The sequence below is a fragment of the Xanthomonas sp. XNM01 genome (assembly GCF_014851915.1).
GTDB lineage: Bacteria > Pseudomonadota > Gammaproteobacteria > Xanthomonadales > Xanthomonadaceae > Pseudoxanthomonas.
On the sequence record NZ_JACVAP010000004.1, the window covers coordinates 239,685 to 263,876 of the forward strand.

The window sequence follows — 24,192 nt, forward strand, 5'->3', positions numbered from 1 at the left end:
GCGCGGCAACGGACGCTCCGCGCCGCAGGCGATCGCACCGCCGGCCGCGTCGTCGCGCTTCCAGTGGGCGCTCGGCAGCGGCGCTGGCACGGCCAGCGGCAAGGGCCGGGTCGTGGGGCAGGGGCTGGCTCCACAATGCGCGCGGCGCTCAGCACTTCACTCGCACGGCGGCACGGTCAGGCGCAGGGACAGGCGCTGTCCGGGGCCGGTGTGCCGACCGCGGCGATCCGGCCAGGCCAGTGCGGGGGATCGCGAACATCTCCCCATCGGCCAGCGCCTCGTTGTCGATTTGCATGCGCCCCCGCAGCGCGACCGCCAGCTGCGGTGGCGCGATGGCGATCGACCGGACGCCGCGCCCGCGGCGCAGGCGAATCATCGGCATGGGTCCATCCGGTCAGGCCCGCCAGGCGGATACGCGGATGGGCGCCAAGGCGGCGGCGTTCATCGCGGTGCGTTTCTGCACCCCGGCGGCCGCCCAGGCACATGCGCAGCGGAATGCTGCGACCCATCGCCGGCAACGTCGGCAGCGGGGTCGGCACGATATAGTGCGCACCCATCCGGCCCGTGCCGGCCGCATCCCTCCGTGCGAGCGCCACCCTTGTCGAGTCCCAGCCACGTCGCCGATACCCCGATCACGCAGCGCAGCCAGCTGCTCGATTACGTCGCGGCCGGCGAGAAGCCGGCGGCGGACTGGCGCATCGGCACCGAGCACGAGAAGTTCGGCTTCCGCCTCGACGACCTGCGCCCGCCGGCGTTCGATGGCGAGCGCGGCATCGAGGCGCTGCTGACCGGTCTGGTCCAGTTCGGCTGGGAGCCGGTGCAGGAGAACGGCCGCACCATCGCCCTGCTGCGCGACGGCGCCTCGGTGACGCTGGAACCGGCCGGGCAGCTGGAGCTGTCGGGCGCGGCGCTGGAGACCATCCACCAGACCTGCGTGGAGGTGGGCACCCACCTGCGCGAGGTGAAGACCGTTGCCGACACCCTGCAGCTGGGGTTCCTGGGCATGGGCTTCCAGCCCAAGTGGCGCCGCGACGAGATGCCGTGGATGCCCAAGGGCCGCTACCAGATCATGAAGTCCTACATGCCCAAGGTCGGCCAGCTCGGCCTGGACATGATGACCCGCACCTGCACGGTGCAGGTCAACCTGGACTACGCCACCGAAGCGGACATGGTGAAGAAGTTCCGCGTGTCGCTGGCGCTGCAGCCGATCGCGACCGCACTGTTCGCCGATTCGCCGTTCACCGAAGGCAGGCCGAACGGCTACCTCAGCTACCGCTCGCACATCTGGACCGACACCGATGCCGACCGCACCGGCATGCTCGACTTCGTGTTCGAGGACGGCTTCGGCTACGAGCGCTACATCGACTACCTGCTCGACGTGCCGATGTACTTCTCCTACCGCGACGGCATCTACCACGACGCCAGCGGCCAGAGCTTCCGCGATTTCCTGAAGGGGAAACTGCCGGTGCTGCCCGGCCAGCTGCCGACGCTGCGCGACTGGTCGGACCACACCACCACCGCGTTCCCGGAAGTGCGCCTGAAGAAGTACCTGGAGATGCGTGGCGCCGATGGCGGCCCGTGGAACCGGCTGTGCGCGCTGCCGGCGTTCTGGGTCGGCCTGCTGTACGACGATGCCGCGCTGGATGCGGCCTGGGACCTGGTCAGGGACTTCAGCATCGAAGAGCGCAATGCGCTGCGCGATGGCGTGCCCAAGCACGCGCTGAAGCTGCCGTTCCGCGGCGGCACGGTGCGCGATCTGGCGATCGAGGCGCTGAAGATCTCGGTGGCCGGCCTGCGCCGGCGCGCGCGCCTGAACAACGAGGGCAGCGACGAATCGCGCTTCCTCGAACCGCTGATCGAGTTCGCCGAGGCCAACGAGACCCCGGCCGAGCGCAAGCTGGCCCTGTTCCATGGCGCATGGAACGGCGACATCGACCGCGTGTTCCGCGAGTTCGCGTACTGATTCGATCCCGACGGGATCCATGCACCGCGCCCGGCCGTGTGCCGGTGCTGCATGCCGGGCCGCGGCTGGCAGGCCGGCGTATGCCGCCGCGCCTCATTTCGGCCGACTGACAGGCCTGCGCACACACGCAGGCGCCGATCGGCTTCGGGCTGGTGGCGGGTGCCGGCATCGGAGCTGCGTTGCCCGCACCCGGACAGCGATCCGCACGTCGCCTGCGGCGCGGATGCGTGCGTCGATCCAGGGTGAGCGTGGCGTGGTGCGCGCAATGGTGTGCGATGCGCATGGCCGGACCCTCCCGCATCTTTCCGCTCACGCGATACATCCGATTGACACCCCGATAGGCACGCTTGAGCATGACGCGGTCTTCAAGGCATGAGCGGGCGTAATGAATCAGGACCTCGCGTTTCCCGTCGTCGGCATCGGCGCTTCGGCCGGCGGCATCGAGGCCCTGGAGGGGGTGTTCGGCGGTGTGCCCGCACGCCCGGGCATGGCATTCGTCGTGGTCACCCACCTGAGCCCACATCACGAAAGCGCGCTGCCCGACATCCTCGCGCGGTTCACCGGACTGCGCGTGGAGGCGGCGACCGACGGCCTGCGGCTCCGGGCGGACACCGTCTACGTCATCCCGCCCGGCGTGGTGCTGGGGCTGGAAGGCGGTCGCCTGGTGCACCGGCAGACCCCGGCGCACCAGGAGCGCAAGCCGGTGGACGTGTTCTTCAGCGAGCTGGCGCGCGAATGCGGCGAACAGGCCGCCGGGGTGATCCTGTCCGGCGGCGACGCCGACGGCACCCTGGGGTTGAAGGCGATCAAGGAAGCCGGTGGGTTGACGCTTGCGCAGATCGACGACGCCTTCGGGCCGCGCCACCCCGACATGCCCAATGCGGCCATCACCGCCGGCTTCGTCGACATCGCGCTGCCGGCGCACGACATGGGCGCCAAGCTCATGGAGATCCTGCGCGGTGCGCACGATGTGCGCCAGCAGCATGCTGGCCCGAGCCGCGACGAGAGTGCGTTGACCGACGTGCTGCCGGAGATCTACACGATCCTGCGCAGCCAGGTCGGGCACGATTTCAGCGGTTACAAGAAGCTCACCTTCGTCCGCCGCGTGCAGCGCCGCATGCAGATCCGCCAGATCGAGCAGGTGGACGGCTACCTGCAGCTGCTCGGCAGCGATCCCGAGGAGGTGGGGCTGCTGTTCCGCGACCTGCTGATCAACGTCACCAGCTTCTTCCGCGACCCGGAGGCCTTCGAGGTCCTCGCCCGCCAGGTCATTCCGTCGCTGCTGCGCGACCGCGGCCGCGAGGAGACCGTCCGCATCTGGGTGCCGGGCTGCGCCACCGGCGAAGAGGTGTATTCGATCGCCATGCTGGTCCGCGAATGCCTGGACGGCATGCCGGTGGTGCCGCGCGTGCAGATCTTCGCCACCGACATCGACGACCGCGCGCTGGCGGTAGCGCGTACCGGCCGCTATCCGCTGGCGCTGCTGGACAGCGTCACCCCGGAGCGCCGGGAGCGCTTCTTATTCGGCGACGGCCCCAGCCGGCTGGTCGCCAAGGAGATCCGCGACCTGTGCATCTTCAGTCCGCACAGCGTGATCCGCGATCCACCGTTCTCGCGGATCGACCTGGTTTCCTGCCGCAACCTGCTGATCTACTTCGGTCCGGACGTGCAGGCCCGGGTCATGCCGACCTTCCACTACGCGCTCAAGCCGGACGGCTTCCTGTTCCTGGGCTCGGCCGAGAACGTGACCCAGTTCGAGGAGCTGTTCTCGCCGGTCGACAAGCACCACCGCATCTTCCGCCGCCGCTCGGTGCGCACGCCCAGCCTGCAGTTTCCGTCCACCGCGCTGTCGCGCGGCGCGCGTGCGGCCGAGTTCGGGCCGAGGACGTCGCAGACCAGCGTCGCCGAGTTCCGCAACGCGGTCGACGCGCACGTGCTGGAGCGTTTCGCGCCGGCGCACGTGGTCGTCAACAGCGACGGCGACGTCGTCTATTTTTCCGCGCGCACCGGCAAGTACCTGGAGATGCCGGCCGGATCGCCGACCCGGCAGCTGCTGACCCTGGCCCGGCGCGACCTGCGCCTGGACCTGCGCAACATGCTGCGCGAGGCGCTGGAGACCGGCCGCGCCGTGCATCGCGAGAGCGTCGCGGTGGAACTGGATGGCGGTCGCGTGCAGATGCTCAGCCTGTCCATGGATCCGTTCACCAGCGACGCCGGCAGCGAGCCGCTGTACATGATCGTGTTCAACGACCACGGGCCGATGCTGAGCCGCGAGGAGGCGCTCGGGCGGCTGCAGGCCAACCAGAACGGCGCCTCGCTGCAGACCGAGCGCGAGCTGCGCGATACCCGTGAGCGGCTGCAGTCGCTGATCGAGGAGTACGAGACCGCGCTGGAGGAACTGAAGTCCTCCAACGAGGAACTGGTCTCGGTCAACGAGGAGCTGCAGTCCACCAACGAGGAGCTGGAGGCGTCCAAGGAGGAGCTGCAGTCGGTCAACGAGGAACTGCACACCGTCAACAGCGAACTCAACGGCAAGGTCGATGCGCTGGACCGCGCCAACGCCGACCTGGTCAACCTGTTCGAGGCCACCGACGTGGCCACCGTGTTCCTCGACCAGGACCTGGTGATCCGCTCCTTCACGCCGGCGGTGTCCAATGTGCTCAACATCCGCGCCGGCGACATGGGCCGGCCGGTGACCGACCTGTCCAGCCGGGTCGCGCTGGAGAATCTGCCAGGCGACCTCAACGCGGTCCTGCAGGACGGCCAGGTCATCGAACGCCGCACACGCGGCGGCGACCCGGCGTCGCATTACCTGGTCCGCATCGCGCCCTATGTCGACGGATCGCGTCGCCGCGAAGGCGTGGTGGTGACCTTCCTGGACGTGACCACCCTGGTCAAGGCCGAGGAACGGCAGCAGGTGCTGCTGGCCGAGCTGCAGCACCGCACCCGCAACCTGCTGGGCCTGGTGCAGGCGATCGCCCGCAAGACGCTGCCCGCCAGCGATGCGCTCGATGGCTTCTTCGGCCGCCTCGAGGCGATCGGCCGCACCCAGAGCCTGGTGGGGCGCGCGAGCCAGGAAGCGCTGAAGCTGGGCGACGTGCTGCGGCAGGAGCTCGAGTCGGTCGGCGGTACCGAGCGCGCACGCATACAGGGGCCGGACATCGCGCTGCCGTTCGATACCGCGCAGACCTTCGCGCTGGCCCTGCACGAGCTGGCGACCAATGCCGCCAAGTACGGCGCATTGAGCGTGCCGGGCGGCCGGGTCGACATCACCTGGGCGCAGGAGGGCGGGCCCGACGAGGGCGCGACCACTCTGGTCTGGCGGGAGCATGGCGTCCGTATCGCGGCGCCACCCGAGCGCAGCGGCTTCGGCCGCGAACTCATCGAACGGGCGCTGTCGCACACGCTGCAGGCGCGCACCGAGCTCGCGTTCGAGCCCGATGGCGTGGTCTGCACCATCGCCATTCCACAACGCAGGCTGGGCACAGCCGGGGCGGACACATGAGCGACGCAGTACTGCAGGGCATCCATGTCCTGGTGGTGGAAGACAACTACCTGGTCGCGAGCAGCGTGGTCAGCACGCTCGGCGCAGAAGGCGCGCTCATCGACGGCATGGTCGGCACCTGTTCCGACGCGCTGGCGCTGCTGGAGGAGGGCGCGGGCCCCGATGTCGTGCTGCTGGACGTGAACCTCGGCGGCGAGATGTCGCACAGCGTGGCCGATGCGCTGCGGATCCGTGCGATCCCGTTCATCATGATTACCGGCTACGACGAACAGTGCCTGCATCCCGCGTATGCGGGCGCACCGATCTGCCAGAAGCCCTTCAGCATGTCGTCACTGATCCAGCAGATCCGGCGCTCCGCACGGGCGGCCTGAGTGCACGCACCGGCGCGCCTGCCTGCGGCGTGCAGCACGCGGCGGTCGGGGATGCGGTGCATCGTCGCTGCCGCCAGGAACGCGAACGCCGGGCAGCGCCCGGCGTTCGCAGCGCCGGCATCCGGATGCCGGCAGTGGCGCCTGGATTACTGCGCCAGCCGGCGGGTTTCCAGGATCCGCCCATCGGCGACCAGGCCGGCCAGTTCGGTGTTCTTGAGCGTGATCTTCTCTTCCTCGTCCCAGCTGACCTCGGCCAGGTCGCCACGCAGGTCGTTGATCGCCCCCTGCTTCTTCGGCCACGCGCCTTCTTCGGTGATCAGCACGATCTGGTCGGGCTGCACCTCGACGACCTTCATCAGGCCGAAGGCGTCTTCGCGGGTCTGGCGCCCTTCGCCGAATTCGCCGCCCGAGAAATGGGTGAGCTCGGCGGCCCACAGATCGCCGACCTGCGGGTTGGCCAGCTGCGGATCCAGGCTGGTTGCAGCGGCGGCAGCGGCCGGCGCGGTGCCGGTGGCCGCGGTCTCCGTGGTAGCGGGCTTGCAGCCGGCAAGGCCGGTCAGCGCGATGGCCAGCAACAGCGGTGCGAGCGTGGAGCGGGTGGACAGCAGGTGGGTCATGAAACCTTCCGTGGAGTCGGTGGAGCGCGGATTGTTCACCGCCGCTCGCGCCCGTGTCCAGCGCGGTGCCGGCGCCAGCGGATCGACCGTGATGGCCGTCGCAGCACACGTCTCACGGTCGTGCGGCTGGCGTCCAAGGGATTCGCCAGATACTATACCCCAGTATTCCATCCTCTCCGGCCGGGACCATGCCACACAGTCCGCACGAGAAAAAGAAAGTGCTTGCCCGCGTGCGCCGCATCCGCGGCCAGTGCGACGCGCTCGACCGCGCGCTGGAGGCCGGTGCCGAATGCGGGCCGGTGCTGCAGCAGATCGCGGCGATCCGCGGTGCGGTCAACGGCCTGATGTCCGAGGTGATGGAGGCGCATCTGCGCGAGGAGTTCGGACAGCCGGCCGCTTCGGACGCACAGCGCGCCGAACGCGTGCGCGAGATGGGCGCGCTGATCCGTTCCTACCTGAAATGATCCGGGCCCGCGCCTGAGCGGGCCATCAACGCACGCGCAACATGCGCGTGCCTACCCTGTTTCCCTGTCTGCTCCTGGAGAGTCCGCCATGAAATCCCGTGCCGCCGTCGCCTTCGCCGCTGGCGAACCGCTGAAGATCGTCGAGATCGACGTCGCCCCGCCGCAGAAGGGCGAGGTGCTGGTGAAGATCACCCACACCGGCGTCTGCCACACCGACGCGTTCACCCTGTCCGGCGACGACCCGGAAGGCCTGTTCCCGGCCGTGCTCGGCCATGAGGGTGCCGGCATCGTGGTCGAAGTGGGCGAGGGCGTGACCTCGGTGAAGCCGGGCGACCACGTGATCCCGCTGTACACCGCCGAGTGCGGCGAGTGCCTGTTCTGCAAGAGCGGCAAGACCAACCTGTGCGTGTCCGTGCGCGCCACCCAGGGCAAGGGCGTGATGCCGGACGGCACCACCCGCTTCTCGTACGAGGGCCAGCCGATCTACCACTACATGGGCTGCTCGACCTTCAGCGAATACACCGTCGTCGCCGAAGTCTCGCTGGCGAAGATCAACCCGGACGCGAACCCGGAGCATGTCTGCCTGCTCGGCTGCGGCGTCACCACCGGCATCGGTGCCGTGCACAACACCGCCAAGGTGCAGGAAGGCGACAGCGTCGCGGTGTTCGGCCTCGGCGGCATCGGCCTGGCGGTGATCCAGGGCGCGCGCCAGGCCAGGGCCGGCCGCATCATCGCCGTCGACACCAACCCGTCCAAGTTCGAACTGGCGAAGGAATTCGGCGCCACCGACTGCATCAACCCGAAGGACTTCGACACGCCGATCCAGCAGGTGATCGTCGAGATGACCGGCTGGGGCGTGGACCATTCGTTCGAGTGCATCGGCAATACCCAGGTGATGCGCGCGGCGCTGGAATGCGCGCACCGCGGCTGGGGCCAGAGCGTGATCATCGGCGTCGCCGGCGCCGGCCAGGAAATCAGCACGCGTCCGTTCCAGCTGGTCACCGGCCGCAAGTGGCTGGGTACCGCGTTCGGTGGCGTCAAGGGCCGCTCGCAGCTGCCGGGCATGGTCGAGGATGCGATGAAGGGCGAGATCGAGCTGGCTCCGTTCGTGACCCACACGATGCCGCTGGACGACATCAACGAAGCCTTCGACCTGATGCACGAAGGCAAGTCGATCCGCTCGGTGGTGCATTACTGAGATGAGCTCGATGCCGAACACCGCAGCACTGCAGGCCGCCCTGCAGGGGATGGAACTGGAACAGGACGCGCAGGACGCGATCGCCCGCCTGCAGGACAGCGACCTGGAGCAGATCGACCAGGCGATCCTGTCCGCGCTGGGCCGCGACTGGAAGAAGGCCGGCTTCATCACCGCCGGGGTGATGATCGCCGCGCCGGACGAGCACGAGGAGCTGCCCGAGGCGTTCTATGCACTGCGCATCCGCGCGCTGGCGCAGGCCGGGCGCATCGAGGTCAATGGCGACCTCGATGCGTTGAAGACCTGCGACATCCGCCTGCCGGCCTGACCCGAAGGAGACGACCGAGATGACGTTTGAACGGATCGAACACCGGGCCTGCAGCGGCGGCTGGCAGGACGTGTACCGGCACCGCTCGCAGGTGCTGGGCTGCGACATGACCGTCGCGGTCTACCTGCCGCCGCAGGCGCAAACCCGGAAGCTGCCGGTGCTGTACTGGCTGTCGGGCCTGACCTGCACCGAGCAGAACTTCATCACCAAGGCCGGTGCGCAGCGCTACGCGGCCGAGCACGGCGTGATCGTCGTCGCGCCCGACACCAGTCCGCGCGGCGATGACGTCGCCGATGCCGAGGGCTACGACCTGGGCAAGGGCGCGGGCTTCTACGTCAACGCCACGCAGCAGCCGTGGGCGGCGCATTACCGCATGTACGACTACATCGTCGACGAGCTGCCGGCGCTGATCGAGGCGCAGTTCCCGGCCACCGATGCGCGTGCGATCAGCGGGCACTCGATGGGCGGCCACGGTGCGCTGGTGATCGCGCTGCGCAACCCGGGCCGCTACCGCAGCGTGTCGGCGTTCTCGCCGATCGTCGCGCCCAGCCAGGTGCCGTGGGGCGAGAAGGCGTTCACTGCGTACCTGGGCGAGGACCGCACTGCGTGGGCGCAGTACGACGCCACCGCGCTGGTCGCGGCCGGTGCCGCCGAGCAGCTGCACCTGCTGGTCGATCAGGGCGGTGGCGACGAGTTCCTCGACGGCCAGCTGCGTCCGCAGCTGCTGCAGGCCGCCGCCGCGCAGGCCGGTCACCCGCTGACCCTTCACCTGCGCCCGGGGTACGATCACAGCTACTACTTCATCGCCAGCTTCATCGGCGATCACATCGCGCATCACGCCGCCGCCCTGCACGCCTGACTTCCGGCGCCGCCGGTCGACGGCGGCGCCGGATCCAGTGACAAGGGACAGGATGTCGTTGTTCAAGCGTGTGGTGGTCTCGGGACTGTTTCTGGCTGCAGGCGGTGCATGGGCGTCCGACGACGCGTGCAGCGTGCGCGAGTACGGCATGACGTACTACACCGAGCTGGCCGGCCAGCACGGGCGCTGCATCGGCCGCCTGAGCGAGGGCCTGGCGACGATCAAGCTCGACGGCCTGGAAGGCGCGATCGACGCCGACGGACGCATGGTGGTGCCGCCACGTTTCAGCTGGCTGCGCCCCTTTTCGCAGGGACTGGCCGCGGCAAGCGACCCCGGGACAGGGAAGACCGGCTTCATCGATCGCACCGGTGCATGGGTCATCGCGCCGCAGTTCGATAGTGCCGATCATTTCAGTGCCGGCGGGACCGCGGTCGTGCGCTTGGCCGGCTACGTGCAGGCGCTGATCGACCGGCAGGGCACGGTGCTGCGGCGGATGCCGCCCGATGTGGAGATCGAACCCGGCTACGGTGTCGATCCGTTCCCGGCCGGCGTGGCCCGGGCCGTGTTCAAGCGCCCGCCGGTGCTGGTGCATCTGGACGGCCGCCAGCTCGCGCCGCCCACCGACATCCAGGTGCGCGCCTGGGAACCGCAGATCGGGCGCTTCGTCGCGCAGGTGCCTGGCGGCGGCATGGGCGTGCTGGACAGCGAATTGCGCTGGGTGGCCGAGCCCGGGCTGCAGCGCATTCCGCCGTTCGCTGGCGACCGCGCCGCGGCGACCCTGGCCTCCGGCCGGATGGTGCTGATCGATCGCGACGGGCGTCGCCAGGGCAGCGCGGACCATGCGCAGCTGGTCGCTGCCGCCCCCGGGCTGTGGCTGGCCTCCGACGGGCACGGCACCCCGGCGATGCTGATCGACGACCACGCACGGGTGCTGGATGCCGACGTCGCCGGTGCGCTGGACGCGCCGTTCGGCGACTGGTTCGTGCATCGCCAGGGCGAGCGCGGGCTGGTGCTGCGTGCCGGCGATGGCCGCGTGGTGCGGCACCTGTTGCCTGCGCCGCCGCGCGCGATCACGGTGCGGCCTCGGGTGCTGGAGGTCGAGCTGGAGGAAGTGGACGGCCAGCTCGCCACCCAGCTGTTCGCGCTCGATGGACGCGCGCTGCTGCCACCGCGTCCCGACGACGGCGGCGATGGCTGGTCGATCATGACCTTCTGGAAGGCGCCGGCCGATCAGGCCGCGCCGGGGCCGCTGGCCACCATCCGCAGCTACCGCGACAACCGCCATCACGGCATCGGCATCCTCACCGCGTCGGGCCGGTTGCTGTTCGATCCGGCCTGGGCGGATTTTTCCGGCAACGACCGCTTCGATGGCGACGGGCCGCTGATCGTGCGCACGACGGCCCATCGCCACGGCGCGATCGACGGCGAAGGCCGCTGGCTGGTGCAGCCGGATCTGGTCGAACTCGGCGGTTTCCGTGCTGGATGGGCGCGCGCCAGGGATGCCGACGGCCGCCTGCTGCTGATCGATGCCAGCGGTGGTCGCCGCGTGGTGCCGCGCTTCGGAAACGGCGTGCCGGATGCCGATGGCCTGTACGCCATTGAGGACGACCGGCGGCGGCCGCAGCTGCTGGAACTGGCCACCGGCACCGTGCTGTTCGAAGGCCGCTTCGACGCGATGCTGCCCTATCGTGGCGGGCTCGCGCCGGCGCAGCGTGGCGATGTGTGGGGCCTGGTCGACCGCAGCGGCGCGTGGCGGGTCGAGCCGACGTATCGCCTCATCGAGCCGTTCGGGCCGCGCTTCTGGCGCGCCCGGTATGCGTCGCTCGTGCCAGGCGCGAGCCGGACCCTGCTGCTCGGCCCGGACGGACAGCCGCTGCAGGCCGAGCCGTGGCTGTCGATCTACAGCAGCCGCAGGAGCCATCCGGACTTCTTGGAACAACCCTGGCTGGACGCGCTGACGTCCGATCTGGACGTGCAGACCGCGCCGCTGGTGCTGGCCGACGGCACGCCGGTGACCGGGGAGATGGTCGGGGGCGTGTCGCCGCTGGGTGGCGGCTGGATGCGGCTGGAGTTCGCCGCGCTGTCCGGCTATGTCGATCCGCAGGGCGAGTGGGTGATCCCGCCGATGTTCTCCAGCGCCGAGCAGTTCGTGGCCGGGCCCGACGTGGCCCGCGCGTACGCCGACGGCAGCGTGCACCTGATCGACCTGCAGGGGCGCACCGTGTTCGATCCGCAGGGCATGCACGTGGGCGATGTGTCGCCCGACGGGCTGTTCTACCAGCACGACACCGCTGCTGGCCTGACCCATGTGCGCGCGCTCGGTGAGCCGCAGCCGCGCTTCAGCCTGCCCGGCACCCGCTATGGCGCCATCCTCGACGAGCTGTACGTCCACGACGACGAGGACGGCAGCGCGATCTACGACGCCCGCGGCAAGCGGCTGGCGGCCGGCCTGCCCGGGCGCATGTCCACCTTCGCCGAAGGGCGTGCGCTGCTGCGTGCGGCCGAGGGCGAAAAGCTGTTCCGCTATGTCGATCGACGCGGACGCCGTGCGCTGCGCGGCGACTTCATCTACGCCACCGTGTTCCATGCCGGCCGAGCCGTGGTGATGGATACGGACGGCTACCGCATGATCGATGGCGATGGCCGCACCGTGGTGCGGGTCGGCAGCGAATGCGGCCGCGAGGTGCTGGTCGATGCCACCGGCACGCGGACCTGGCCCGAGCGGCTGGAGGCCTGCGTCGAATGAGCGCGCCCGTCACGGTCCGTCGCCTGCCGGCGCAGGTCGACGCGCGGTCGCCACTGCATTCCCGGGACCGTCGTCCGGTGTGCCCCGGTGCCGGGTGTCCCCCTGAAGACGAAAACGAAGAGGAAGACGCATGACGCTCAATGGAATCCTGCTGGTACTCGGCGGTTGCGTACAGGTCTGCATGTCCGCGCTGCTGGGCATGATGGGCATCTTCGCCGGCGCATCCATCGTCGACCGGCGCAATCCCGAGCCGTGGGTGGCCAACCTGCTCGGCGCCTGCGTGTTCGTGCTGCCCGCGCTCGGGTTGCTGACCGCCGGCGTGCTGATCTACATGGCCTTCAAGCGCCCGGTGGCGATGTCGCACCTGTGGCACCTGATGTCGGTGGTCCCGTTCGCCGCGTACTTCGCCTGGATCGCCTACCTGATGCGTTGAGGCGGCGCGGCGGCCGCATGGCGGATCAACGGAGCGCCGCGGGATGTCGCCGCAGCGTCCGTGACCTCCCGACGCCGCCGCACTCGTTCGACACCGCCGGATCGACCACCGCAACGGTCGCCATGGCGCCGGACGCCGGCACCTGCTGCCGGCCTATGCCGTGGAGCCGGCATCACGTTCCACGGCATCCTGTCGCCGATGGGCATCCGCGCGCCGGGTGACCGCCGCTGTTCGCGATCTTCCAGGCCGCGTCCATTCTTGATCGGCGATCCCCGGGGGCGATACCGGCGACGCTGTCCAATGCCGGCCTGTCCCTGCTGCCAGCGACGGCCTGCCGACAGCCGGCGGGACATCACCTCCGTGCAGCCGGCGCAAGGCCGCCGCCGTGGCACCGACTGCCGCGAGGCACAGCCGTCGCCCTGCATCGCGATGACGGTATCGGTCCGGTGCCGCGGGCCTTCCCCGGTGGACGATGCGGGCCCGTGTAACTACCAGACGCGACGGGCGCCCGACAGGACGCATGCCGTCCTGCTGCAGCCGTCGTGCGGCCTGTCGAGGACGGCGCGGGGGTCCCGGGAAGACGTGAAACACCGGTCGCGCTCGGTACCCCGGGCGGCGCCGGGCGCGTTATCGTGAGGCCGTTGCTCAATCTGGAAGGCGACATGGGATTTGCGCTGGCGGCGCTGTATCTGGTGTGCCATGGGATGGCGCTGACGGTATCGGGTCAGGCGAGTCTTCCTTCATTCCTGTTCCTGACGGCCGCACCGCTGATGGCGTGCATCGCCTGCCTGTGGCGTGTACGCCGCGACGGGCTGATGTCGGGCTGGCTGGCACCGGTGATCGCGATGCTGTTGTGGGCCGGTGGCATGGCCGCGACGATGTACCAGGAGATCGGGCGCGGCAACGTCGATGCGCTGTCGGCATTCAGCATGCTGCTGTATGTGCTCTACGGTGTGCCGATCGTGCTCGCGCTTGCCCGGGCACGTCAGGAGCGCTGGTACGCCAATCTGATCGATGCAAGCCTGGCGGCACTGCTGGGCGCCCTCTTTTCCGTCCAGACATTCTGGTACGCGCACCTCGATGTGATCGACGGCACCGGTCTTGCCGGTCTGCGCCTGATGTTCGATGCCGAGAACGCGTTCATCGCCGCGTTCGCATTGCTGCGCTTCCTCGGCGCGGAACACCCGTCCCGTCGTGAGTTCTTCGGCGCGATGTCGCTGTTCACCGGGGTCTACTTCATCGTGGCCTCGCTCATCAACCATTTCACCAGTGACATCGCATTCGGCGCCTACGTCGACCTGCTGATCGATGTCCCGTTCCTCGTGCTGATCCTGGTGGCGCTGCGTCCTGCCACCACGGCCGCGCCCCGGGTCTCGCGCAGGCTGGTACGCGTGGTCCGTGCCGGACGCCCGCTGATCCTGCCGCTCTGTCTCCTGGTCGTTTCGGCGCTGGTGCTCGAGCACCATCCCGAGCTTGCGGTCGTCGGCTTCATCGCCGCCACGGTTGGTGTGGGCGCGCGCAGTACCCTGCAGCAGGTCGGCCTGCTGGAGCGTCAGGAAGCGCTCGACGTGATGGCGCGGCAGGATGCGCTGACCGGCGTGGCCAACCGCAGGCGGTTCGACCAGGTGCTGAGCGAGGAATGGCAGCGCGCGCAGCGTGGCAACCACGTCCTGGCGCTGCTGCTGATCGATGTCGATCGTTTCAAGCAGTTCAACGACCGCCATGGCCATCCACTGGGGGACCGCTGCCTGCAGTCGGTCGCGTCGCTGCTGTCGGCCTGCGCCGAGCGCAGCACCGATCTGGTGGCACGCTACGGTGGCGAGGAATTCGCGGTGGTCGTGCCGCTGACGCCGCGCGATGGCGTGCTGGCGCTGGCCGAACGCATGCGTGCGGCGGTTGCCGCCTCGTCTTCGTCGTCGCAGCTGCCGCCGGTCACGATCAGCATCGGCGTCGCGTTCGCTTCCGACGTGGCCGGCGATCAGCCGGATGCGCTGGTCGCGGCAGCGGACGCGGCGCTGTACGCGGCCAAACACGGTGGCCGCGACCGGGTGGCGCTGCATGCGCCGGCATCTGCGTTGTCCGCAGCTCATTCGCGGTCGTGACCCGGAAGCCCCCGGTTCAGAGTGCAGGGGCCAACAGGTAATCGGTGACCGCGAAGCGCGCGTCGCGCAAGGCGGTGTCGCCCTGTTCCAGCGCCAGCGCATGGTCGAACATCGGGCCGGCGTGCACGCAGGTGTGGAACTCGCCGCGTTCGCCGCAGGGGTCGATGCCGGCGGCCAGGGCATCGAGCAGTGCGGCATCGAACGGGCGCCCGGCGAAGCGGGCATCGAGCTGCGTCGTATCCACGCAGCACAGCCGCGCCTGCAGGCCGCCGGCCAGCATCTCCCGTGCCAGCGCCCGTGTGTCGCTTCCGTACAGCGGGAACAGCGGCGTCCAGCCCAGGCGCGCGCACAGCGCCTCGCGCCAGTGGCGGATGTCGGCCAGGAACAGATCGCCGAACGCCAGCCGGGCGATGCCGGGCCAGCGTTTGCGTGCGGCGTCCAGTGCCTGTGCGATGGCCGCTTCATAGCGGGCGTTGTCCGCTGCCGCGGGGATCGACGCCTCCAGCAGCGGCAGCCGGCAGGCCTCGGCCTGCGCGCGCAGCACGTCGCTGCGGATGCCCTGCAGCGAGGCGCGGCCGTCGTCGGCGGTGAGCGTGCTCAGCAGCCCGACCACCTCGATGCCGGGCGCCTGCCGCAGGCGATGCAGGGTCCAGGCCGCGTCCTTGCCGCCGCTCCACGACAGCAGCACCTGGCGTGGCGGCGACCGCCCGCCGCTGCCGTCGTCGAGCGTCGGCATCAGCGCACGTTGCGCAGTTCCCAGGCGCCGCCGGCCAGCAGGCGCAGGCGGTGGCGCAGGATCTCGCCGGAGATGGTGGTGGTGGCGGTCAGGTCGAAGGCCAGGTCGTCCTGGCGGCCGCTCACGCTGGCGGCCGGATCGGTGACGCCCAGCGCGGGATCGACCGCGTCGGGGTCGTCCTGCATGCCGCGCCAGCGCTCGAACAGACCGGTGCCGGACAGCGCGGCCTGCAGTTCGCCGGCCATGCCCTCGGCGCTCTGCGCGCTGAAGGCGAACGCGCCGGCCGCGCGGGCGCGGGCCGGGTCGGGGATGCGGATTTCGTAGGTCGGCATGGCACGGTTCCGGTGAAGGTCGGCCAGCAGCCTAGCAGTGGCGGCCGTGAGCGCGCCGTCTGCCCGGCCTCAGCCGAACCGGTGCGGCTCGGCCGCGAAGGCCACCGCGACCGCGCCCTTGCCGACGTTGACCATGCCGGTCAGGCTCATGATGCTCTCGAACACCTCCACGCCGTGCTCGGCGCAGGTGCGGCGCAGCGCGTCGTAGCCGGGCAGGGCGCGCAGTTCTTCCAGTTCGCCGCCGTAGCCCAGCGCCAGGGTCGGCGTCATCAGGCCGGCGCGCACCCGCTGCGCGGCGAACTCGAACATCTTCTGCGTGGCCGGCTCGAAGCCCTTGAGCTTGGCCACCGGCTCGGTGACGCCGCGGTAGGCGCGCAGCACCGGCTTGATGTCCAGCGCGCTGCCCAGCGCGGCGCTGAGCAGGCCGACGCTGCGGTCGCCCTTGGTCCGCGCGCGGGCGCGCAGGTAGTACAGGTCGCGCGGGATCATGTAGCCCACGGTGTGCTCGGCCAGCTGTTCCAGGCGGGTGCGGATCTGGGCGACGTTGGCGTCGGCGTCGCGCATGCGCACCGCCTCCACCGCGGTGATCGCCTGGCCGACGAACAGGTTGAGCGAGTCGATCACCCGCAGCGCGAACGGCGAGTTGTAGCCGGCCGCCTGGCGCACCGGCTTGTAGTCGTTGAGGATCGCGAAGCTGGCCTGCAGCGCGTTCTCGTGGATCTGGCTGCGCAGCTTGGAGATGGTCAGGCAGAACACGTGGTCGTAGTCGATCACCAGCCGCTGCAGGAACAGGTCGCGGATCTGGTTGACGGTGAACGGCGTGGTCTCCGCCTCGTGTCCGCGCTCGGCCACGTGCGCCTGCAGGAAGCTCAGTGTGGCCTCCTCGTCGCGATGGTCGGCCAGCACCGCCTCACCGATCCGCACGGTGATCGGCAGTACCACGATGTTGTTGTTCTGGATGAAGTCCTGCGGCAGATCGCAGGCCGAATCGACGACGATTCCGATGCGCATGAGGCCCTCTCTCCCGGTCGCTATGCCGTAAAAGGGTGAACCCTATCCCAAAACGGCGCGGCCGTGGCGCGGGCCGCGTGCCGGTTCAGCGCCGCCGCTCGACGCCCACCGGCAGCGCGACCACCTCGGCCAGCGGCCCCTGGCGCAGCAGCTGCGCGTCGTCCATCGCCGCCTGCATCAGGTCGTGGCTGTCGTTGCCCCACAGCAGCTCGCCATCCAGCGACAGCGTCGGCACGCCGAACACGCCCTCGGCCAGCGCATCGCCGGTGTTCTCGCGCAGCCGCGCCTTCACCCCCGGCGCGCCGATCGCGGCCTCGGCATCGGCGATGCCCAGCGCCCGGGCGACCGGCGCCAGCGCGGCGGCGGTCTCGCCGGCGTTGCCGTCGCGCCACAGCCAGGCGTAGATCGCGTCGATCGCGGCCGGCGTGGTGTCGGCCGCCACGCACAGGCGCAGCGCCGCCAGCGGATTGAACGGATGCGCGGGCGGGAAGCGCAGCGTCACCCCGTCGCGCCGGGCCTGCCACAGCGCCTGGCGGTAGATGAAGTCGCGCTTCTTCGGAATCTCGGCCGGGCCGCTCTGGCCCAGGTGCGCCAGCACCGCGCCGAACACGATCGGCACGGCTTCCACCCGGCCCTGTTCGACCCAGGGCCGCACCTTGTGCCAGTGCAGGTAGGAGAACGGCGAGACGAAATCGAAGTACCAGCGGTTGCGCATCGTGGTGTCCCTGCGTGGGTCTTCAGTGCCACAGGCCGAGGATCAGCCCGTACAGCGTGAACTGCAGTGTGTGGTAGCCGCCGTCGATCAGCCACAGCCTCAGCGAGCGCCCGGCGAACAGATAGTTGATGCCGAAGCTGGCCGCCACCCAGCACAGGCCGGCGGCGACACCGGCGCCGATCGCCAGCCCGGGCGCCGGTGCAGGCCCGAGGAACAGCGCGAACACGGCCGCGGCGACCAGACTGAGCACGAACGCGCCGCCGAAGATCGCGGCCGGATGGCCATTGGGCTTGTCCGGATCGACCCCGGCCTCGCGGCACCAGACGCGCTTGAACAGCGGCCCGTACCAGATCCCGCCGAGCACGAAGGCCGACACGGCCGCGGCCAGGATCGCCCACACGTTCAGTTGAGCCAGCATCGCAGCACCCTCGCGGCATCGCGTTGGCGCGAGCTTAGGCCAGTGCAGGCCGGCGCGCATGCTGCGGTTGCGCGTGCCGGTGCCGAAAAACGCAGCGGCCCCGCGCCGGAGCACGGGGGCCGCCTCGATCACACCCGAAGCCGGATCAGCGGCTGTAGGCGTGCGGCAGGCCGCTTTCGCCGGTGCCGCGCAGGTAGCGGTCGCGCAGTTCGGTCTGGCGCGAGCGCATCGGGATCTCGCGCCCGCCCAGCCAGACCTGGCGGGCGGTGTTGATCACGTCCAGCGGATCGCCGCTCCACAGCACCAGGTCGGCGGTGCGGCCCGGCGCGATCGTGCCGATCCGGTCGCCGACGCCCAGTACCTCGGCCGGGATCCGGGTCACGCCGGCCAGCGCGTCTTCCCACGGCAGGCCGTGCGCGACCGCGTTGCCGGCCAGCTGGCGCACCTTGCGCGCGTTGTGCGAGGCATCGCCGGACTGGGTGAAGGCCACCTGCACCCCGGCCTGCTGCAGCAGCGCGGCGTTGCGCATGGTCGCGCCGATCTGGTCGAAGTTCGACGGCAGGTTGGCCAGTGCATCCAGGAACACCGGCACCCGCGCCTGCGCCAGCTGCGGTGCCAGCTGCCAGGCCTCGGCGCCGCCGGCGATGGCGATGCGCACCTTCTCGCGCGCCGCCCAGCGCAGCAGCTGGCGGATGTCGGCGGCACGGTCGATCTTGACCACGACGCGGCCTTCGCCAGCCAGGTAGCGGGCCAGTACCGCGCGGCCGGCCGGGGTCAGCAGCGCATGCGGCGAGTCGGCGGAGACGCGACCGCGGGCCTCGCCGACCATCTGGTCGAGCAGCATCCACTGCGCGGCGCGCGAGGTGCCGCTCAGTTCGGACGCGCCCGCGCCCAGCCGCACGAACAGCGCACGCGGGCCGATCGGGTCGGCGCTGCCGTCCAGCCGCACCACGCCGCCCTGGCCGGCGACGAAGGCGCCGCCGGTATCGGCGGCCAGCAGGGTGAAGCCCAGGCCTTCCACGCGCGCGACCGGGATCAGGATCGAGGCCGGGTTGTAGGCCAGGGTCACGTCGAACTCGGGGCGCGCCGGCTGGTCGTCGAGCTTGAGCGAGCTGTCGACGGTCGGTGCCTCGCCGGAGACCTCCTCCACGCCGATGTCGGTGATGCCGCCGAAGAACGCCGGCGTCAGCGGACGGCCCTGCGCGTCGACCACGGCCACGCCGGCCGGCGCGGCCAGCCCGGTGCCGACCGCACGCACGGTGCCGCCCTGCACCAGCACATCGGCGCCGGCCAGGGTGCCCTGCGCGCCGGCGGTGTGCACGGTGGCGTTGCGGATCAGCACATCCTGCGCCAGCGCGGACGCGGAGGCGGCGAGCAGGCCGGCGGCGACCAGGCCGATGCGGATCATCCGCGACAGGCGCCGCTGCGGGCGCACGGTGAAGGCGGAGCGGCTCACAGGTCACCTCCCGGCAGCGCGGCGCCCTGGCCGAGCATGAAATCCGAACGCGGCTGGCGCGTCGCGTCGTGGCGGTCGAACACGCGCGCACCGTCGATGTAGACCTGCTCGGCCAGCGCATAGGAACTGAACGGGTCGCGGTTCCAGACCACCACGTCGGCCAGCTTGCCGGCCTCCAGGCTGCCGGTGCGCTCCTCGACGCCGAGCGAGCGCGCGGCGTTCGAGGTCAGCCAGGTGATCGCGCGCTCCGGCGGGATCTCCATGCCGGCCCGGCGTGCGTTGGCCATCACCTTGGCCGCTTCCTGGTTCAGGCGCTGGATGCCCTCGTCCGAATCCGAATGCACGATCGCGCAGCTGTTGCGCGGCCGGTCGACCAGGGCGATGTTCTCCTGGATGCCGTCGAAGGCCTCCATCTTGAAGCCCCACCAGTCGGCCCACAGCGCGCCGCAGATGCCTTCCTCGGCAAGCCGGTCGGCCAGCTTGTAGGCCTCCACGCCGTGATGGAACGCGGCGATCTTGAAGCCGAACTCCTTGGCCAGGTCGATCATTGTGGTCATCTCGTCGGCGCGGTAGCAGTGGATGTGCACCAGGATGTCGCCGTTGATCGCGCCGGCCAGCGTGTCCAGCTTCAGGTCGCGCTTGCCGCCGGCATCGCCGGAGCTGTCCGCGGCGCTGTCCGAGGACTGCCACCAGCGACGCTTCGGCGGATCCTTCGGCGTGCCGCCACCGCTCTTGCGCAGGTACTCGGCCGCATCGATGAACGCGGCGCGGTAGCCGGCCACGTTGCCCATCCGCGTGCCCGGCGCCGTGCCCTTGCCGCCGTAGACGCGCTTGGGGTTCTCGCCGCAGGCCATCTTCATGCCCCATGGCGCGCCGGGGAACTTCATCGCCTGATAGGTCGTCGCCGGCACGTTGCGCAGGGTCACGCCACGGCCGCCGACCAGGTTGGCCGAGCCGGGCAGCACCTGCAGCGTGGTGATGCCGCCGGCCAGTGCGGCGGCGAAGCCGGGATCCTGCGGCCACACCGAGTGCTCGGCCCAGACGTTGGCGGTGACCGGCGAGGTCATCTCGTTGCCGTCGCTGTGCGCGCGCACGCCCGGGCTCGGATACACGCCCAGGTGCGAGTGCACGTCGATGATGCCCGGCGTGACCCACTTGCCGGTCGCATCGACCACGCGCGTGTCGCCACCGGCCGGCAGCGCACGGCCGACCTGCACGATCTTCCCCTCGCGCATCAGCACGTCGGCGCCATCGAGGCGCTCGCCGGTGCCGGTCAGTACGGTGGCGTTGCGCAGCAGCACCGGCTCGGAAGCCAGGGCCGTGTACGTGCTGGGATACGGATCATCGGTAAAGCGCGCAGCCTGCGCGGCGGGAGCGCCGAACAGCACCGCAGCGCCGGCAAGCGCGAGCAGCCGGTAACGCATGGTGGATTTCCCCGGGGTGTTGGACCGACCGACCGTAAACGCTGCGCCGCGGCCGATGCAAGCGTCACCGGTCACGAAGCGGGCGATCGGAGCGTGCGGCACTGCATGCGTCGACGCACGACACCGCGCCACGCAGGATGCCGCGATGGGGCCGCGCCATCGCCGCGGCGATGGAACACAGCCTCGACCAGGCATGACCTTCGCCACCGTGTGGCGATGGCATCATGCCGGTCCCAGCGAAGAGGACGCAGCAGATGACGACAGCAGCCGACGTGGTGACCTTCTGGCGCGAGGCCGGCATGCAGCGCTGGTTCCAGGGCGGGCAGGCGTTCGATGCCGAATGCGAGTCGCGCTTCCTGGACGCGCACCTGCGCGCCGCGCGTGGCGAACACGAGGCCTGGCTGGACGATGCCGAGGGCGCGCTGGCGCTGCTGATCCTGCTCGACCAGATCCCGCGCAACGTGTTCCGTGGCAGCGGCCACGCCTTCGCCACCGACGGCCTCGCGCTGCATTACGCCGACCGCGCGCTCGCCGCCGGCCACGACGCGCAGATCGAACCCGCACTGCGCGCGTTCTTCTACCTGCCGTTCGAGCATTCCGAACGCCCCGAGGACCAGGCCCGCTCGGTGGCCCTGTTCGACGCGCTCGGAGTGAAGACCTACGCCGACTACGCCGTCGCGCACCAGGACGTGATCGCCCGCTTCGGCCGCTTCCCGCACCGCAACGCGGCGCTGGGCCGGGTCAGCACGCCGGAGGAGCAGGCATGGCTGGAGGCGGGCGGGGGGTTCTGAGCACTGGACTTTCCTGACGTCTTTTTCGGCGAACACGAAGGTACTGTCGCCTCGCTCTCACTGTGTCTGGCAGGCGGCATATGGAGGACGAAACTCACTGCACGGTTCGGCACGGCGGAGTGCTGATAGCTGCGAGGGTCAGAAAGTAAACCTGACCCCGTTTCTCCCCCGTTCTTCGGCCGCAGCTGGCGAGAAGTGAACCTGACCCCGTTCTCCGGCCCTTACATGGACAAGATGTTCGTTGTGTTCGCATGAATCGGCGGTACTAGATGGGGTCATGGTCAGTCCTCGGTATCCGGTCGATAGCCCAATTGGTCTATGGCGTTCCGTATCTTCCTGTATAGCGTTTTCATCTCATCTTCCGTTCCAAGCGCGATGTACTCATGTGCGCCCATGAAGATGATCTTCAGAAGGTAAACGCTGGCCTTGTCGGGGGACTTCCTCACCCCGTAGACCATGCTTATGTGCGCAACGTTGGCGATAACGTCGCCGTCCAATTTGACATACACGTGAGGCCTGACCTTTCCATGAGTTGCGGCGCCGCCAGTCTACCGCTGAGCGACATCCGTAGCATGGGCGCTGATCATCTTCAGGCTTGACTAAGAACCATAAAGCGGAAGCTGCCACGTTGACGCTATGGATAAATGGTGTCAGGGACATATCGCCCTTCTAGTATCGTTTCGTTCAAGGCAAGGAAGCGAGGACACGCCGTTTTCCACTACGTCAGGCCCGAACATTGCCAACAAAGCCACAGGCTGCCTCCCGAGAAGTGAACCTGACCTCGTTCTTCGGCCCCGTTCTTCGTATGCAAGCAAATCACTTTGCATCAGGGACTGAGCTTCAGAATTAACCGAAGTAGCGCCAAAATGGCAAATTGTCGCAACAAGAAAAATGAGCGAATCCTGAACTAAATGGGCGACATGATGTCGCTCTAAGCGACAAGGGGGCTCTATGGCTGTTAGTCTGACTCCGTCATCGCGGGGAGCAACAATCCGTGCCATGGTGTGAGTGGGCAACTACTCGAGGGCGAACAGCCCAAAACACCCCGAGCGACGCGTCAGCGGCCGGCAACGGTCGGGACCATCGGGAAGGGTCAGGTGGCTGCGGCAACGGCTCGCAGCCATAGATTGGAGGAGGGTAGTAACTGGCGTTTCCCCATTCTCGATGTAGCAACGGAGCCTTTCCAATCCCGGAGAGGTGCATCGAGGACACCAACATGGTCTCACCTGTTGACAGGAAAGATGACAAGCGCCAGCTGCTGCTGAAATGGTTCAAACGGGTTTTTGGTGGTCCGTGGCTGTTCCGTCTCTTGATGGTCGTGTGGAAGTTGTATGACCACTTTGATCGCTAAGCGCGGCGCAGGACATTAGGACTCTAAAACTCATCAGTAGCACCCTCCTTTTTATCTACACATGCAGGAAGAGAGGAAATGCTCCACAAGGCTTTAAAGACGGTTCGCGAGGTTCACCGAATGCACCAAGGTGAGCTGGCGGAGCGCCTGGGCATATCACGCTCTCATCTATCTGAGATCGAGTCAGGAAAGAAGGCTGCCTCAGTCGAGCTTCTACACAAGTTCGCAGAAGTTTTCGATGTGCCACCTTCAACGTTCCTAAGCTTTGCCGAAGCGATCGAGGGCCCCTCGGAGCGCCGACAAAGGAACGCCAAGAGGCTGATGAAAGTTCTGGAATGGACCCTGGACACCGACCATGACGCTTCCCCGAAAAAGCGCGAATCGCTATGACGTTAGCTCTTCGGCGCTCTATCGGCTGCCGACTCTAAAAGCACTCGCAAGATTTCTCGAATGGAAGGGCTCCCCGAGTGCTCTCCGTGCCCTATGCAAACGTCCGGACAACTTCAGCGAGTTCTATCAGGCTCATCCCAGGACGGGGAAGATGCGCCTGATTCAAGCCCCGAGTGAGGTCATCAAGCCGCTTCAGAAGCGGCTTAACGTGCTGCTCAAGCAGGTCCGCGTGCCAGACTATCTTCACTCAGGAATCCCCAAGCGATCTCACCTCTCCAACTCTGAGCAGCACATGCTCGCGGCGGGGGCAACCGTAACGGTTGATGTCTCTGACTTCTATCCCAGCATCACACGTCAACGTGTCTTCAGGCTTTTCAGAAACGTCTTCCAATGCCCGGGAGATGTTGCAGATGCGATGGCCGACTTGGTCTGCTATCAAGGGAAGTTAGCAACTGGCTCCCCAGCCAGCGTGCTCGTCTCTTTTTGGGCCTGCCGTGACATGTTTGACCTAATCGCCCAGCGTGTGACCACTCAGGGAGGCGCGTTCACGCTCTACGTGGATGATGTCGCCATCACTGGGGACACAATCGGACACGGCGACATCCAGTGGCTGGATCGCTTGCTGAGAAGGTTCGGCTTTAGCTCGAAAGTTGAGAAGGCAAAGCTGTTTCGGAAGACCCGCGCCAAGGTCGTCACGGGCCGAGCGTTTCGGCATGGCATCAGTCGAGCTCCGAACAAAAAGCACAAGGAGATGCATGAGGCGCGGGCTGAGATTGAGAGCGGCCGAGCAACAATCAAGGCCAAACGTGGACTGGTAGGTCAGCTCGAAAACATAGGAAATCTCGATCAAGAACGCGGAACAAGCTTGAAGGCGGAGGCCAAGAAGCTACGAAGCACGCTGCCTCCTCCAAGGCGTCGACGTCGAGTCATTCACCGGCCAGTTAAGACCGGGCCGGAGGTTGCAACGTGAGTGACCGAAGCATCG

At 68.7% G+C, this 24,192-nt stretch carries 22 protein-coding genes; 13 read left to right on the forward strand and 9 right to left on the reverse strand.

Going from position 1 to position 24,192, the window contains the following annotated elements:
• Positions 1-583 precede the first annotated feature (583 nt).
• The 3 genes from IB242_RS15190 (at position 584) to IB242_RS15200 (ending at position 5,839) form a co-directional block, all read left to right on the forward strand.
• The gene (locus tag IB242_RS15190; protein ID WP_343237155.1) at positions 584-1,963 is read left to right on the forward strand and encodes a glutamate--cysteine ligase; all 1,380 of its coding nucleotides are present in this window, start codon (positions 584-586) and stop codon (positions 1,961-1,963) included.
• A 385-nt stretch (positions 1,964-2,348) separates the two neighbouring features.
• Positions 2,349-5,468, forward strand: coding sequence for a CheR family methyltransferase (locus tag IB242_RS15195; protein WP_192281263.1), 3,120 nt, complete (start codon positions 2,349-2,351; stop codon positions 5,466-5,468).
• On the forward strand, positions 5,465-5,839 hold the full coding sequence (locus tag IB242_RS15200) for a response regulator (RefSeq protein ID WP_192281265.1): 375 nt from the start codon (positions 5,465-5,467) through the stop codon (positions 5,837-5,839). The genes IB242_RS15195 and IB242_RS15200 overlap by 4 nt, the downstream gene beginning before the upstream one ends.
• A 146-nt stretch (positions 5,840-5,985) precedes the next feature.
• Here IB242_RS15200 and IB242_RS15205 read toward each other — a convergent pair whose 3' ends face one another.
• Positions 5,986-6,456, reverse strand: coding sequence for a hypothetical protein (locus IB242_RS15205; RefSeq protein ID WP_192281267.1), 471 nt, complete (start codon positions 6,454-6,456; stop codon positions 5,986-5,988).
• A gap of 188 nt (positions 6,457-6,644) precedes the next feature.
• Here IB242_RS15205 and IB242_RS15210 point away from each other — a divergent pair, with 188 nt between their 5' ends.
• The 7 genes from IB242_RS15210 (at position 6,645) to IB242_RS15240 (ending at position 14,583) form a co-directional block, all read left to right on the forward strand.
• Complete coding sequence (locus IB242_RS15210) at positions 6,645-6,920, forward strand: metal/formaldehyde-sensitive transcriptional repressor (RefSeq protein WP_192281269.1); 276 nt, start codon at positions 6,645-6,647, stop codon at positions 6,918-6,920.
• Between the two features lie 88 nt (positions 6,921-7,008).
• Entirely contained in the window at positions 7,009-8,118 is a 1,110-nt protein-coding gene (locus tag IB242_RS15215; protein ID WP_192281271.1) for an S-(hydroxymethyl)glutathione dehydrogenase/class III alcohol dehydrogenase, read from the forward strand.
• Between the two features lie 10 nt (positions 8,119-8,128).
• Positions 8,129-8,443, forward strand: coding sequence for a DUF3658 domain-containing protein (locus tag IB242_RS15220; protein ID WP_192281273.1), 315 nt, complete (start codon positions 8,129-8,131; stop codon positions 8,441-8,443).
• 19 nt (positions 8,444-8,462) lie between these two features.
• Positions 8,463-9,302: an S-formylglutathione hydrolase gene (gene fghA, locus IB242_RS15225; RefSeq protein ID WP_192281275.1), complete on the forward strand. Its 840-nt coding sequence runs from the start codon at positions 8,463-8,465 to the stop codon at positions 9,300-9,302.
• Between the two features lie 52 nt (positions 9,303-9,354).
• Positions 9,355-12,048, forward strand: a complete 2,694-nt coding sequence (locus IB242_RS15230; protein ID WP_192281277.1) for a WG repeat-containing protein — start codon at positions 9,355-9,357, stop codon at positions 12,046-12,048.
• Positions 12,049-12,178: 130 nt separating this feature from the next.
• Positions 12,179-12,481: a hypothetical protein gene (locus IB242_RS15235; RefSeq protein ID WP_192281279.1), complete on the forward strand. Its 303-nt coding sequence runs from the start codon at positions 12,179-12,181 to the stop codon at positions 12,479-12,481.
• 662 nt (positions 12,482-13,143) lie between these two features.
• Entirely contained in the window at positions 13,144-14,583 is a 1,440-nt protein-coding gene (locus IB242_RS15240) for a GGDEF domain-containing protein (RefSeq protein ID WP_192281281.1), read from the forward strand.
• A 16-nt stretch (positions 14,584-14,599) separates the two neighbouring features.
• On the opposite strand, the gene IB242_RS15245 is transcribed toward IB242_RS15240, so the two are convergent.
• From IB242_RS15245 to IB242_RS15275, 7 genes are all read right to left on the reverse strand, one after another.
• Positions 14,600-15,319, reverse strand: coding sequence for an ATP-binding protein (locus tag IB242_RS15245; RefSeq protein ID WP_192281283.1), 720 nt, complete (start codon positions 15,317-15,319; stop codon positions 14,600-14,602).
• Positions 15,319-15,651, reverse strand: coding sequence for a hypothetical protein (locus IB242_RS15250; RefSeq protein WP_192281285.1), 333 nt, complete (start codon positions 15,649-15,651; stop codon positions 15,319-15,321). Before IB242_RS15250 ends, IB242_RS15245 begins: the two co-directional genes overlap by 1 nt.
• Positions 15,652-15,720: 69 nt before the next feature.
• Positions 15,721-16,662 carry a DegV family protein gene (locus IB242_RS15255; RefSeq protein ID WP_192281287.1) on the reverse strand — a complete coding sequence of 314 codons (942 nt, stop codon included), beginning with the start codon at positions 16,660-16,662 and terminating at the stop codon, positions 15,721-15,723.
• 85 nt (positions 16,663-16,747) lie between these two features.
• Positions 16,748-17,377 (reverse strand): DsbA family protein, encoded by a 630-nt coding sequence (locus tag IB242_RS15260; RefSeq protein ID WP_192281300.1) that lies wholly within the window; start codon positions 17,375-17,377, stop codon positions 16,748-16,750.
• Between the two features lie 22 nt (positions 17,378-17,399).
• Positions 17,400-17,795, reverse strand: a complete 396-nt coding sequence (locus IB242_RS15265; protein ID WP_192281303.1) for a DUF1761 domain-containing protein — start codon at positions 17,793-17,795, stop codon at positions 17,400-17,402.
• A 145-nt stretch (positions 17,796-17,940) separates the two neighbouring features.
• A complete protein-coding gene (locus IB242_RS15270; protein WP_192282141.1) occupies positions 17,941-19,203 on the reverse strand; it encodes an amidohydrolase family protein in 1,263 nt (420 codons plus the stop codon).
• Positions 19,204-19,247: 44 nt separating this feature from the next.
• Positions 19,248-20,675: an amidohydrolase gene (locus IB242_RS15275; RefSeq protein WP_192281305.1), complete on the reverse strand. Its 1,428-nt coding sequence runs from the start codon at positions 20,673-20,675 to the stop codon at positions 19,248-19,250.
• A 224-nt stretch (positions 20,676-20,899) separates the two neighbouring features.
• On the opposite strand from IB242_RS15275, the gene IB242_RS15280 reads away from it, so the two are divergent.
• On the forward strand, positions 20,900-21,466 hold the full coding sequence (locus IB242_RS15280; protein WP_225540698.1) for a DUF924 family protein: 567 nt from the start codon (positions 20,900-20,902) through the stop codon (positions 21,464-21,466).
• 281 nt (positions 21,467-21,747) lie between these two features.
• Here the strand turns inward: IB242_RS15280 and IB242_RS15285 are convergent, their stop codons facing one another.
• Entirely contained in the window at positions 21,748-21,975 is a 228-nt protein-coding gene (locus IB242_RS15285; protein ID WP_192281310.1) for a hypothetical protein, read from the reverse strand.
• 920 nt (positions 21,976-22,895) lie between these two features.
• Here IB242_RS15285 and IB242_RS15290 point away from each other — a divergent pair.
• Both IB242_RS15290 and IB242_RS15295 read left to right on the forward strand, forming a co-directional pair.
• Positions 22,896-23,207: a helix-turn-helix transcriptional regulator gene (locus tag IB242_RS15290; protein WP_192281313.1), complete on the forward strand. Its 312-nt coding sequence runs from the start codon at positions 22,896-22,898 to the stop codon at positions 23,205-23,207.
• 151 nt (positions 23,208-23,358) lie between these two features.
• Positions 23,359-24,177 (forward strand): reverse transcriptase family protein, encoded by an 819-nt coding sequence (locus IB242_RS15295; RefSeq protein WP_192281316.1) that lies wholly within the window; start codon positions 23,359-23,361, stop codon positions 24,175-24,177.
• Positions 24,178-24,192: the final 15 nt, after the last annotated feature.

Bases quoted from the DNA above. Each gene is read 5' to 3' on its own strand.
- IB242_RS15255 (WP_192281287.1), bottom strand. From the start codon at position 16,662: ATGCGCATCGGAATCGTCGTCGATTCGGCCTGCGATCTGCCGCAGGAC.
- IB242_RS15235 (WP_192281279.1), top strand. From the start codon at position 12,179: ATGACGCTCAATGGAATCCTGCTGGTACTCGGCGGTTGCGTACAGGTC.
- IB242_RS15245 (WP_192281283.1), bottom strand. From the start codon at position 15,319: ATGCCGACGCTCGACGACGGCAGCGGCGGGCGGTCGCCGCCACGCCAG.
- IB242_RS15295 (WP_192281316.1), top strand. From the start codon at position 23,359: ATGCGCCTGATTCAAGCCCCGAGTGAGGTCATCAAGCCGCTTCAGAAG.
- IB242_RS15220 (WP_192281273.1), top strand. From the start codon at position 8,129: ATGCCGAACACCGCAGCACTGCAGGCCGCCCTGCAGGGGATGGAACTG.
- IB242_RS15290 (WP_192281313.1), top strand. From the start codon at position 22,896: ATGCTCCACAAGGCTTTAAAGACGGTTCGCGAGGTTCACCGAATGCAC.
- IB242_RS15215 (WP_192281271.1), top strand. From the start codon at position 7,009: ATGAAATCCCGTGCCGCCGTCGCCTTCGCCGCTGGCGAACCGCTGAAG.
- IB242_RS15230 (WP_192281277.1), top strand. From the start codon at position 9,355: ATGTCGTTGTTCAAGCGTGTGGTGGTCTCGGGACTGTTTCTGGCTGCA.
- IB242_RS15240 (WP_192281281.1), top strand. From the start codon at position 13,144: ATGGGATTTGCGCTGGCGGCGCTGTATCTGGTGTGCCATGGGATGGCG.
- IB242_RS15195 (WP_192281263.1), top strand. From the start codon at position 2,349: ATGAATCAGGACCTCGCGTTTCCCGTCGTCGGCATCGGCGCTTCGGCC.
- IB242_RS15200 (WP_192281265.1), top strand. From the start codon at position 5,465: ATGAGCGACGCAGTACTGCAGGGCATCCATGTCCTGGTGGTGGAAGAC.
- IB242_RS15205 (WP_192281267.1), bottom strand. From the start codon at position 6,456: ATGACCCACCTGCTGTCCACCCGCTCCACGCTCGCACCGCTGTTGCTG.
- IB242_RS15210 (WP_192281269.1), top strand. From the start codon at position 6,645: ATGCCACACAGTCCGCACGAGAAAAAGAAAGTGCTTGCCCGCGTGCGC.
- IB242_RS15275 (WP_192281305.1), bottom strand. From the start codon at position 20,675: ATGCGTTACCGGCTGCTCGCGCTTGCCGGCGCTGCGGTGCTGTTCGGC.
- IB242_RS15265 (WP_192281303.1), bottom strand. From the start codon at position 17,795: ATGCTGGCTCAACTGAACGTGTGGGCGATCCTGGCCGCGGCCGTGTCG.
- IB242_RS15260 (WP_192281300.1), bottom strand. From the start codon at position 17,377: ATGCGCAACCGCTGGTACTTCGATTTCGTCTCGCCGTTCTCCTACCTG.
- IB242_RS15250 (WP_192281285.1), bottom strand. From the start codon at position 15,651: ATGCCGACCTACGAAATCCGCATCCCCGACCCGGCCCGCGCCCGCGCG.
- fghA (WP_192281275.1), top strand. From the start codon at position 8,463: ATGACGTTTGAACGGATCGAACACCGGGCCTGCAGCGGCGGCTGGCAG.
- IB242_RS15280 (WP_225540698.1), top strand. From the start codon at position 20,900: ATGCCGGTCCCAGCGAAGAGGACGCAGCAGATGACGACAGCAGCCGAC.
- IB242_RS15270 (WP_192282141.1), bottom strand. From the start codon at position 19,203: ATGATCCGCATCGGCCTGGTCGCCGCCGGCCTGCTCGCCGCCTCCGCG.